Source organism: Nibrella viscosa (assembly GCF_039541875.1).
GTDB lineage: Bacteria > Bacteroidota > Bacteroidia > Cytophagales > Spirosomataceae > Nibrella > Nibrella viscosa.
Map to the genome: position 1 here is coordinate 545,973 of NZ_BAABHB010000002.1, position 12,539 is coordinate 558,511.

At 57.6% G+C, this 12,539-nt stretch carries 6 protein-coding genes; all 6 read left to right on the forward strand.

Going from position 1 to position 12,539, the window contains the following annotated elements:
• The first annotated feature begins 28 nt into the window (after positions 1–28).
• Genes ABD931_RS06840 through ABD931_RS06865 form a run of 6 tightly spaced genes read left to right on the forward strand, consistent with a single transcriptional unit; the run spans position 29 to position 12,480 of the window.
• Positions 29–1,045: a tail fiber domain-containing protein gene (locus tag ABD931_RS06840; protein ID WP_345265293.1), complete on the forward strand. Its 1,017-nt coding sequence runs from the start codon at positions 29–31 to the stop codon at positions 1,043–1,045.
• A 60-nt stretch (positions 1,046–1,105) separates the two neighbouring features.
• Positions 1,106–4,009 carry a baseplate wedge protein gene (locus tag ABD931_RS06845; protein ID WP_345265295.1) on the forward strand — a complete coding sequence of 968 codons (2,904 nt, stop codon included), beginning with the start codon at positions 1,106–1,108 and terminating at the stop codon, positions 4,007–4,009.
• 3 nt (positions 4,010–4,012) lie between these two features.
• Positions 4,013–5,653 carry a contractile injection system tape measure protein gene (locus tag ABD931_RS06850; RefSeq protein WP_345265297.1) on the forward strand — a complete coding sequence of 547 codons (1,641 nt, stop codon included), beginning with the start codon at positions 4,013–4,015 and terminating at the stop codon, positions 5,651–5,653.
• A 24-nt stretch (positions 5,654–5,677) separates the two neighbouring features.
• The gene (locus tag ABD931_RS06855; RefSeq protein ID WP_345265299.1) at positions 5,678–7,942 is read left to right on the forward strand and encodes a vWA domain-containing protein; all 2,265 of its coding nucleotides are present in this window, start codon (positions 5,678–5,680) and stop codon (positions 7,940–7,942) included.
• Between the two features lie 24 nt (positions 7,943–7,966).
• A complete protein-coding gene (locus ABD931_RS06860; protein WP_345265301.1) occupies positions 7,967–9,919 on the forward strand; it encodes an eCIS core domain-containing protein in 1,953 nt (650 codons plus the stop codon).
• A gap of 44 nt (positions 9,920–9,963) precedes the next feature.
• Positions 9,964–12,480, forward strand: coding sequence for an eCIS core domain-containing protein (locus tag ABD931_RS06865; RefSeq protein ID WP_345265303.1), 2,517 nt, complete (start codon positions 9,964–9,966; stop codon positions 12,478–12,480).
• The last annotated feature ends 59 nt before the right edge of the window (positions 12,481–12,539 follow it).

The window sequence follows — 12,539 nt, forward strand, 5'->3', positions numbered from 1 at the left end:
GCATTCACTTACCTAAATCTGACCAAGTATGGAACAGACACGTGCCGATCTGAAAATTAAATTTAACGACGGCAAACGACCTTCGGGTGCTGATTTTGCAGACCTGCTGGATTCCTTTGTCAACCCCAAAGACGATAATCTCCGCAAAGACGGCAGCGGCAATTTTGTGGTTACGCTGGGTAACGCGCCTGATGTGCCGGCTCCCGCAGCGGGAACACTGCGGTTCAGCGCCGGCAAAGTACAGTTCTCCACCGGCGCTGCCTGGCAGGATGTCGGGGCCGGGTCGGGGGGCGGCTTTCAGTCGGTGGGTGGTTCGGCCAATATAGCCTATAGCGGGGGAAACGTAGGCGTTAATACCGGAAACGCCCAGCCGACCGCCAAACTGGAAGTCGGACTGGCCGTTGGGGAGCAGGCTAAGATCGGAAACGTGTCGGTCGGCAATAGCGCGGCACCGCTCAACGGTTTTATCCAGCTGAGCCATGTCAACCGGGCCAACGCAACCGACTATGCCCTGCGGCAGGGCCCCAACGGCAACGTCAACCTCAACGCGCCCGCCAACCAGAAGCTTATTCTGTCGAAGGGAGGAAGTCAGTCGCGACTGAGCGTGATCGAAAGCGGGTCGGTTATTGTTGGTGCCGAAACCGACATCAGCGGTTCCGGTACGGCCTTTCAGGTCAACGGCGGAGCGTTTAAAAACGACGGTTCTCCCAATTGGTCGGTGCCGTCGGATGCCCGGCTGAAGAAAGATATTCAGCCTTTTCTGGACGGGCTGGGGGAACTGCTGCAGATCAATCCCGTGCGGTTTCGGTACAATGGACTGGCCCAAACGCCGGATAACCACGAACAGGTGGGTATTCTCGGGCACGAAATAGCCCAAATCCTGCCGTATACGGTTTCTACGGCTTCTGCCCCGCTCCAGCCCGATCAGGCCCCGGCCGACATCCTGACCTTCGATCCGAATGCGCTGATCTACGTGCTGGTCAACGCCGTAAAAGAACTGGCCGGCAAGGTGCAGTCGCTGGAGCAGGAACTCAAGAGTCGATAGTCAATAGTGGCTGTTGCCTGCTAACGACCAACGACTAACCACTAACTACCATTCCCTGGTATGCGCGACCCGGACACCATATCGAACGCAAAACCCGCTGCCAAAAGCCAGGATTATGCCGGCTTGGTGGAAGAGGGCCTCGGCTATATTCAGCAGTGGGCTAGTGACACCTGGACCGACCACAACGCGCATGACCCCGGTATTACGCTGCTGGAGACCCTCAGCTACGCCATCACCGACCTGGGTTTCCGGGGGCAACTGCCCATTAGCCAACTGCTGGGCCGGCAACTGCCGCCCGAAAAAATGGCCCTCTTTGCGCCGGAGCAGGCCCTGAGCGGGAATGCCATCACGGCCGAGGATTTCCAGAAACTGCTTGTGGCGCTGCCGGCGGTGAAACAGGCCCGGCTGACCCCGGCCGAAAACCGGGTAAAGGGGCTGTATAATGTGCTCGTTGAATGGGAAGACGGTAACCTGAACGACAGTCTGGTGCTGGAAACGATACCCGTCAACGGCAAAAGTTTTGCGGTCGAATACGCCTTCCCGTACTGGGATGAGGCCGCCGTAGCGGTCTGGGGTACGCCTGTTACCCTCAATCAGGCAACTGGCGTGGGCGGGCCGCTGCCTACCCTGATTCCTTTTGTCGAAGATGAACTCAACGATTATTTCACCACCATTCAGGTTCGATACAATACCAGCCAGACCCTGCCGCTGACCATTGTGATCCGGTTGGGTACGCAGCCTGCTCCGGCCGACCGGCCGGCGCTGGAGCAGGCCATTGTCAATCGGCTTACGCAGATTGGGCCCGGCTCCGCACTGGATACGTTCCGGGCGCAGGTGGCAACGGCCTTTCAGCAGATGAACGACGTTCGGGATGTACTGCGCCGGCACCGGAACCTGTGCGAAGATTTCCTGCTGTTCCGGTCGGTCCGGACGCAGGAGATCGCCCTGCGGGCCACGGTCGAACTAGCCGCCGACGCCGATGCCCGGCAGACGCTGATCGATATGCTCTCGGCCATCGACCTGTTCATTGACCCGGTCGTGCGGTTTACCTCGCTGGCCGCACTGCAGGCACAGAGGATGCCCAACGAGCAGATATACGAAGGACCCCTGCTGTCGGCGGGCTTTTTGCCGGCGCTTGACGAGCCGAAACAGCATCAGCTTTATGCATCGGACATTTTGCAGCATCTGCTGCAAACCACCGACGGTAGGCGGAACCAGGCGGTGATTGCCGTGGAGAACTTTGCCATGAGCAGCTACGTCCGCAACCGTCTGACCACCGTAAACGCCCAGAACAGCCTGACGCTGCTGGCCGACGAGCAGTTTCAGCCCCGGCTGAGTGTGACCAAAACCGACATTACGTTCTTTCGCAACGGAGTGGAGGTTGGGTATGACCGACAGCAGGTGCTGTCGGGTGTACTGGCCCGGCGGCTACAGGCCTTTGCGGCTTCGGTGGTGCCGGCCTCGCTGCCGCTTTCCGGTGAGCCTACTGAACCGCTGACGCCGGCCGATATTGCCCGCTATCAGTCAATTCAATACGATCTGCCGCTGGTCTACGGGCTGAAGGCAGGCACGCCCGATAACGCCCCTCCCGCCCGAAAAGCGCAGGAAAAGCAGCTTCGGGCTTATCTGCTGTTTTTTGAGCAGATACTGGCTAACCACCTGAGTCAGCTGGCCAATACGGCTACGTTCTTCAGCATCGACGCTGACAACCCAAGTACCTATTTTTATCAGCCGCTTTACCAGGTTCCCCGGATTGACCAACTGCTGCGGGCGTTCAACCCGGTGTCGGCCGATCCGGCGGCCGAGTGGGAGGCTTTCAGCCAGAAAAACGATAACGCGTATGTGCAGCGGTTGCAGACCGGGGCCGAATCGGCTACCGACCGGCTGCTGCGTAAAAACAAAGTGCTGGAGCACCTGCTGGGCCGTTTTGGCGAGGAGCTGTCCGAACTAAGCCGGCTCGAATACACGCTGGCTTTACAGGAGGCCAGTACGCTGGAGGCTATGGAGCGGTTACGGCTCAATACGGCCCGGCGGCTGCTCCGCTACAAAGCAGCTTTTCTGAACGATGTGAGCGCGTCGGCCGCCGGGCGGGCAGTCGGTACGTCGAGTCGTGTGCTGACGGATTTGTCGGGTCTGGAACGGCGCATTTTCCGCAAAACCGGCCTGATGCAGTCGCAGCGCCGAAAGATCAGCCGAGCCTTGACGGATTTCTTCGATGTGCAGAATGCCGGGGCCGGGCTCGAAACGTTCCGGCTCAGAGATGCCTCCAGCGCCGTGCTGCTGACCAGTACTCAAACGTTCGTCACTACTCCACAACGGGCCGTGTTGGGCGGCATTCGGGCGGTGGTCCGGTTTGGCGTGGAGTCGGGGTTTTACCGGGTAGAACAGACCGGAGCCGCTCAGTGGCGGGTAGCCCTGACCGACGGCAACGGGGAGGTTATAGCCCGCCGGCAGGCGGCCTTTGCCGGCCCGGCGGACGCCGAGGCCTTCATCAAGTCGACCGCTTCATTTCTCTACGATACCTACAGCACCGAAGGTTGCTACCTGATTGAGCATGTGCTGCTGCGCCCTACCCGCCCCGGCGATAATACCCTGAAAGGTCCCGACCCCTACTCGCACCAGCTGACCCTGGTGTTTCCGTCGGGTTTTGAACGTGACTTTGCCAGCCCCTCCGATCCGCCGAAACCGAGTCTGCCCTATCGGTATCAGGCCAGAGACTTTCGGAATTATGTAGAAGCTGTGATTGGGCAGGAGTGCCCCGCGCACCTGATTCCGACGGTTTTCTGGCTCGATATGAACACCAATCCGGCGGCCACCAATGCGGTGTCGTTTCAGGCGGTCGAAGCGCAGTACCTGGCCTGGCTGGGGCATTTTACGGCCGGGACACTGGCTACGCAGCCCGGTCGCAATGCCCGCGCCGGCCTGGTCGATCTGCTGAATATGCTACGTCAACCCCTTTCCTGAGCGATGTCCACCCCGAACCGACATATCATACAGCGACAAACCGTCTGGCTCGACACGGCCGGTACGCAGCCTCCCTTTGCGCTCCAGGAACGGATTTCGGTCTACTGTCGTCATCAATTGCCCACCGTGCTGGAAACGCTGTTCGACCGGCTGGCCGATGCCGATACAACAATCCGGCTGGACCAGCTCGTTATTGATGCCGGACGTTTGCCGGCCCAAAAGCTGGAAGAGGAGCTAACGCGGCAGATTATCCGGCAGGTAGAAGCAGCGTTTACCCAAAGCGCCGATGCATGGGACGGAGCGAATCATTCGGATGGTCAGCAGCCCGGTAACGGTTTGTTCCGGCGCTTCAGCCGCGACGAACGAATGGCGCAGCAACTGCGGTATTTTCTGGAGAAAGGCCTTTTGTCGGCCTGGACCGATAGCTATACGATGGAGCAGGCTGACAAGTGGCTCCGGACGCCCGCAGCCGCTACGTTCCGGGAGGAACTGATGAGCCTGGTCCGTACGGAAACGGTCCTGTTTCGTCGACTGATCGGGTGCAGTAGCGACGAAACACTAGTGCTATTGACGTTTTCGGATGCCGGAGATGAACTGGCAGAGGCTGTGCGGCAGGCACTGGCGATGATGGCCGCGCTGGTTCGCCAACCCCTGCCCGCTTTACGGGAGCGCTTTTGGCTGTCAATTGGAACCCGCGCTGTTCGAACGGGTCGGATTACGCTGGCCGAGGGGCTGCTGTTGTTTCAGCCGCTGGTTGCGCCCTCCGACGCACCGATAAGCTTTTTCCGGCGGCTACTGGCGTTGCCTGGGCAATTACCGCATCGGGAGGAGTTTCCAGGCAGCTACCGGCTTAGGCAGGTATTGATTCAACTGGTGGAGACTGCGTCATCCGCTGGGGTGCCCGGCCGCCACCAACAGGAGCTATCCGGCAGGCTGAAGGATTTGCCTGAGGGGACCGATTCAACCGACGAAGCGGGATTACCGCTGCCATCCGTGGCTAATTCGTCTGCTGCTGAATCCCCGCTACCGGATCTGTGGGATACTCACCCGGCCGATGTCCAGCCAAACCATTCCGCTGAATATTTTCCGGATCCGGACATCAGGCAACCAACAACCGGCAGGAGGGAGGCCCAACCGGAAGACGCGCTGTTTGTACCGATGGCCGGCGTGGTGCTGCTGCACCCGTTTCTGGTTACGCTGTTTGCGGAGATGGGGCTGCTGACGACTAACCGGCAATGGACCGGCGAAGCCGCAGCCGTACGGGCCGTTCAGGTGCTGGCGTTTCTGGTTACCGGGCGGGATCATTGCCCTGAATACGATATGCCTTTACTGAAGGTTCTGTGCGGTCTGCCGTTTGGGACAGTAGTATCGCCTGATCTGCTGCCGACTGACACCGACCGGCAACTGACCACCGAACTACTTGAAGCGGTTATAGGTCACTGGGAAGCCCTGGGTACCGTATCGCCCGGCGGTCTGCGCGAAGCCTTCCTGCAACGGGAAGGGAAACTGACCGCTACCGACACCGGCCGGCGGCTGACCGTCGAGCGCAAAACCCTCGACATCCTGCTGAGTCGGTTGCCGTGGGGTGTTTCCATGGTAAAACTACCGTTTATGACCGACCTGCTCGCTGTTGACTGGAACTGATCACGAACCCTAAACGACTATCTCATGAAAACGCCTTTTCTCCGACGCTGCCTGCTGGCTGGTGGTGTACTCTTTTATACCATGACCACCCGGGCCGCAGATCAGGACATCGATTTCAATCAGGATCTGCCCACCTTCACCATTACGCTGATTATTGGAGCGCCCCAGGTAATTAACATTGGCGTATTGGGCGCTCCCGGTAATGTGACCTGGGGGTTTTTCGGTGCGCCAACGCCCATTGGTGTGCCGGGCGGCTGTCCGTCTGTCGCCAGTAACCCGTACGTCTGCCAGGGGGTGACCCTCACCCTGCCCACGGGTTCGGTGTCCAGTGCGGCCACCACCACCCTTAATTGGAACGGCTCCGCGCCGGCCTCGGGCGCACTCGACTTCAGCCTGATCGTCGACGGTCATGCACGTGGATACCACATCGATTTCCGCCGGCCGCTGGATATTACGTTTGTGCTCGATAAGTCGGGCAGCATGGGCCTGGCGTCTTCCGGTGGCGGGGGCGTTACCCGCTGGGACGCCCTCAAAACAGCCGTCAATAATTTTATGCTGAAACTGTCGAACCCGGCCTTTGCCCGGCCGGGCGACCGCGTTGGGCTAACCTTTTTCGACTCGGGCCTGACACCGTCTACCTTCGGCAGCAGCCTGGTCGCGCTGGATCCAGGCTCGGCCACGCTCGTGCAAAATGCCATGAACGCGCTCTCCCCGAGCGGAGCAACGGCGATGGGAGCCGGTCTGACCGATGGCAAAGCCAAGCTAACCGACGCCACCCGGTCGCGGGATATTCTGCTGTTTACAGACGGTGAACAGAACAGAGCGCCCCTGGTAAACAACAATGGCTGCGACATCGGCGGGGTGGCAATCAACACCAACTGCCCGGTTTTGCCCGGATCGTCAGGCAACCTCAAAATGTTTACCATTGGCATCGGTAACCCTAGTCCAACCTATCTGTCGACGCTCCAGAACCTGGCTACCAAAAACGGCGGAAACTGCCTGCTGACCTCCAATGGCAACTCCTTTACCAATACCACGAGCATGGTCGTTGGCGATATTAATGCGGTCTTTACCCAGGCATTTATCGATCTGCTGCGCAACAACAGTCCACAACTGGTAGGTACCCGCATCGGCACGGTAGGCACGGCCACCCAGCGTCTGATCGACTTTCCGCTCAACAAAAACGTATCGGAACTGCTCATTGAGATCAACCTGGGTAAACGGTTTGAGATCCCGCAACTGGCCCGGCTGGTTAGTGACCTGCGGGTGAGCCGTAACGGCCAGAATGTGACCGCACTGGGGGTGCCGCGCTGGGTAGGCAATGCCCCGGATACCTACATTCTGGTGTTTTCATTCAATACGGCCCGCGCCAGTGCGGCCCGGATCCGGTCGGAAGGCCAGTGGGAGGTAACGGCCCAGCCCAACAGCGTGGCGAGCGGGCTGCCCTACCGCATCACCGTAATTGCCGACGATCACCTGCTCGACTACATCTGTACGCAGCAGACGGCCCAGCCCACCGTGGGCGGTACGCAGCGGTTTGTTGTTCAGCTCAGTGACCGGGGCAAACCTATGGAGAATGCCACCGTTACGGCGGCTGTGTACCGGCCCGGCGATGACATCGGGGACCTGATGGCCCGAAACTCGTTGAAAGTGGCGGTGCCGGCCCTGCAACTGGACCAGTCGGCGGTGGGTATCCTGAAATACAATGCCCTGCTGGCACGGGACCCTGCTTTTGTACGGGCGCTGGTACCCACCGAGCAGGTGGTGACGCTGACGCACCGGGGCAATGGTCGCTACGAAGGCGATTATTCGGGTATGAACGTGGCCGGTATTTACCAGATCATGTACCGGATCCGGGGCAACGACAGCCTGCGCGGGTCGTATGACCGATACGAGATGCAGAGCATGTACGTTGAACCGGGTCAGATTGACCTCGATAAATCAGTGCTTCATAAGGCCGTGGTCAATGGTCAGCTGGTGATGACCCTGCGGCCGGTTACCACCTATGGTCGATTTATCGGGCCGGCCGCTGCTGATGCCTTCGATGTCAACGCGCCATCGGCGAGCCTGAGCAATGTGGTCGACAATCAGGATGGCAGTTATACCCTCACCTTCCGGGGCAATACCCAGTCCAACGCTACCATTTCGATTCTAAAAAAACCTGTATATACCGGACCGCTGGAACGTCTGCAAATAAGCACGAGAATTCCGGATGTAGCCAAACCCTTCCGGCCGGGTATCGGCAATGTGATAATCCGGAATCCACAAATTAACCGGATTCCCAGGTAAGGGCTTATGTGATCGGAAACGCCTATGTCCAGACGAGCAAAGCGGTATCGAAAACCAAAAGCCGATACTCCGGCCGTACCAGAGGAGTTACCCTTTGTGGCACCCCGGCTGCACCCGGCTGCGGAGCCGTTTTTTAGCCCATCAGTCGCCGGCCCGGCCCTGGACATCAGCCGGCCCGGCGATGCGCACGAACACGAAGCCGATGCCGTAGCCGAACAGGTAACGTCGTCAGGCTTTCAACTACAGGCTCGCTTGGGCAGCGATCTGTCTGGGGTACGGCTGCATACCGACGGGCAGGCTGCCGACCTGAGCCGGGCGCTCAATGCCGAGGCTTTTACAGTTGGTCAGGATATTTACTTTGCCGAAGGCCGCTACGCGCCCCAAACGGCTGAAGGTCGTAAACTGCTGGCTCATGAATTAGTTCACGCCGGGCAACAGCGGAGCGGCCCCGCCCGGATTGACCGAAAAGTCAGTGACGCTGATGTCGACGCTGACTTTCAGGCATGGGCTACCCGGGAAAATCGGAAGGTCAGTAAAGGCGATCCCCAGGATCTCTGGGATTTTGTGTATAGTCTGGTCTTCGATCCGACTACGTATATGCCGCTTGCCAAACCAGCGAAAGCAGCAGCGGTAGCGGAGTGGCAGCAGAAGTTTGAGAAGGCCGAAGTGGTGGCGCGGTGGCTCTTTCAGATTAAAAATACCAGCAAGTCGACCGATGTGCAGGGGCAGGCCGACAGTCGGGGCTTTGGTGTGCTCGATGCGCTGGTGCAGGCTGGTTTTGTGGGGCCGGCCATGGCGCAGGCGAGTGGGTTGAGCGACGAGAAAAAAAAGATGCTCTTCGAGACGGTGCTGAAAACACCATCGGCCGCATCCGCCGGCGACCTCGAAACCATCGTGATGGCCCAGAGCACGGGCGTAACCGACCCCGCCAGCGTTCCGATCGTGCAAACACTCACCGACGGTAATGCCAGTCCGCTCAAAAGCCTTGATGCCGCCCGAACCAGGGCTATCCTGGGTGTTCTGATTAAACAATACGGAGACAAAGAGTCCATTGTGAAAGCCATTGCGCAGGTGCTGATGTTCAATCCGGCCATTCGGGTGGCCATCTCTGATGCCATGATGGCCAGTCAGGTTGGCTCGCCCGACCTGCTGTTTAAGGTACTGAAGCATCCTTATTTTGTGGAGCCTGGCTACGAAGGGGCGGAACTGCTCCAGGCCCTGATCCCAAGCGGAAAATCGGTGAACGACTACAATACCGAACGGATGAAGAACGATATGCCGTGGGTATATACCTACAAGCAGAAATATTACGTCCGGTTCCTGATCGATCTGGCCAAAGGGCAGAAGATTACGATAGCACCCCCGGCCAAATTTGACGCACCTACCCTGAGAAACTGGCTGGAATCCAACAACCAGAACATTGCTACGGCCGCGCAGGGAGCCTATGCCGGTAAGCCGGCGGATATGGTTGAGCTGTACCGCAACATCGCCGATATTTTCTTCTACCACATTCCCCACGACCGCGACGTAGAACCCGACCTGGAAGGTAAAATCAGTCATCTGGTGCCGGGTGAACCCTCGAAGCAGCGGCTCGAAGCCGATTGCGACGTGTTTGCCACCTACGCCATGCGGCTGTTTACCAGCGCCGGCTTTGAGCCCATCGGCTACCTGGCCATTGTACCCACCGGGGCCGATAGTGCGCGGGCGGCCCACGTGGCCGCGCTCGTTCGTCAAAGCAACCAGTACTACATTATCAACAACAAAAACATCCTGAACCCCGGTCTGGCGGATACCAAACCTGACGACAAGAAAGGAGAAGCCATTAAGAAACTATACAGCATGGCCCTCGCCGACGCCTATGCGTCGCCCTACCCGACCAGCGTAGATGTTTTTTACGAAGATGCGGGGGCAAAAGGGCAAATGTCACAGGCGTTTAAAAAACAGGACCGGAAACTCTTGAGGACGGATATACCGTAGACGTAGCGTGAGGCAATGAGCAAACAATTTACACATTGTGAACCATGAAACAGGTCGAGAAAAACCATTCCAGCGGCTTGTCGCCACACCTACAGGGGGAGAAAAGGTTTTTTTTGGGTTCACAGGGAACTTCGGCTTCGCCCACACCAACTTTCTTTGGTCCGGCAATTGTGCAACCTAAACTAGAAATCGGCAGCCCCGACGACGAGTACGAACGGGAAGCCGATGCGATGGCCGAACGGGCTTTACGGCACGTCAGTCAACCGGAATTGTCGGCTCCGTCGAGGATTCAGCGGAAATGTGCCGACTGCGAAAAGGAAGAAAATCTGCAACGTAAAGAAGCTAATGGAACAGAACCGGTGGCGGGGGCGTCATTATCCGACCAGGTAAGCCATGCGGGCGGGTCAGGGTTTCAATTAAAATCTGGCCTTCGCACCAGCATGGAATCGGCGTTTCAGTACGATTTTTCGGCCGTACGTCTCCATACCGATTCGCAGGCCGTACAGTTATCGCAATCGATAAACGCCCAGGCATTTACCTACGGAAATGATATATATTTCAATTCCGGCAAATACAATCCCGCGTCGTCGGACGGGCAACGGCTGCTGGCTCACGAACTGACCCACGTAGTACAGCAGGGAAGCAAACTCCGCCGAAAACGCATTCAGCGCCTGCCCGGCTCACCGGCGGGCGGATGCGGACTATGCTACGGAACGCCCAAAGCTGTTGGCATTGAAGCCCACAGACTGATTCAACAAGCGTTTCAGACCCGCTATCCTTATCTGGTAAGAGAGCATTTATTGCCGGTGCTGCTCCCCGGTCCGAACGACGAAGAAAACGGGCGGCTGGACCTGGCCGAACTGGAACGAACAGATAAAATTAATATCGCCGAAATAAAACCGGCCAGTGCAAACGGTCCCGCCCAGGGAGCTTCCGACATTCTCTGGTATAAAAAACAACTCGAAGCTTTGGGTATGGAGGTGGGCTTTCTAAACCTTCCCCCGCCCATTCAGGCAATTCCCTTTCCGACGCTGGCCCCGCCCCCCTGCCCAGCTACTCAATCGTTGTTCGTTGATCCGGCCGTGGCTGGGGTATATACCTACTGGTGTATTCCCGACTACAAAGAGTTGGTTAAAATTTGTAAGTGTACCACAGCGCCCGACCCACCTCCGGTTTACGTACCGGTGCCCGTGCCGAAAGATGTCAAAGTGCCCGATTCGAAGCGCGTTCCTGATGAACCGATAAAAGTTCCTCCCCTGGTTCCGGTTGGCGTTGGGGCTGCTTTATTGACAGCGGCAGCGTATATAGGGGGTAAAGCACTGATCAAGCGGTTTCCACCGGTAGCCATAGCCTCAGCAGCCGCCAGTTTGCTGGTACTACTTGCCTATCCCGACCGCGTTTATGCCAGCCCCGGACCGGGCGAAGACCCTCTGGAAACCCTGTTTAAAGCCGCCGAGGCCAATGGAACACCTGTTCCTAAAGAATTGCAGGATGTCATTAAAAACGATCCTGAATTAAAGAAAATCATTGAAGATGCTGCCAAGTCGGGCGATATGACGGCGGCTCAGGAAGCGCTGAACAAGAAAGTGCTTGACACAATTAATAAAAATCTTGACAAGTTTTCAGAAGAAGACTTACGGATACTGATGTCGATGACGGGTTCCGGATCCGACACGCCTACCAACGCACCGACAGTTGAACAACTCAAAGCGGCCATTGAGAAGAAACGTAGTGGAGCGGCTACAACCCCCGGTGATAAGGACACTGGTAGTGCCCCCATAACCGGCACCGCGCCATCAACTACCCCGGCCCCTCCGGGACAGGAGAAATTTCCGAAGGTATCGGCCACGGTTCAGGAGCAGTTCAATACGACCTCAGCCCCGGCCCGCGAGTTGTTTAAGGCAATGATAGGCACCTCCGGCAACGGTCCGAAAGTGACCGATGAGGTTATTTTGCGATACCTGCAAACCGTTCCCGGCGACTTAAGCGTGGAAGAAGCCAAAAAGCTTATCGCTCAGTTGAAGCCCGTTGCAGGCGAAGACCTGGATACGATCATGCAGCGACTGAACCAGGCTATTCAGACACTCCGCAATCCAAAACCGCAACCCACACCGGGAAGCGACGGCAAGACCGGTGACGAGGGCAAAGAAGGTGAAACCAGCGATGTTGAGGAGCCAGCAGGTCAGCAGGCAGGGACGAAAGATGGGGATATTACGCTATCGGAGTTTACCCGGCAAATGATAGAGTACATCCAGAAGTATAAGGGTTGGGACAGTATTAAAGTGGGTGGCACTACGCTGGTAGCCACCGGCGATAAGGATTTTGCCTCAACGCCCATTCGGGGTATTGTTCATGCGTATGCCTATACGAAAGCCAGTACTTCAGTGTTAGCTATCACGTTCCTGAGTATTCGAATCGACAGTCGAACGGGCACAAAACCAGGAAATGTCTGGAAAGGCACCATTGTCAGTGCTACTGTCTCGGTAGCCAACAATGGGCGAACGGCTCAGGTTTTCAGCACGGGTAAGCCAATCAGTGCCGCTATTCTTTCCGGCAAATAATGATTCACACGGCTCTGTTTATCCAGATGGATGAGACAGTTAAAAAACAGGACAGGAAA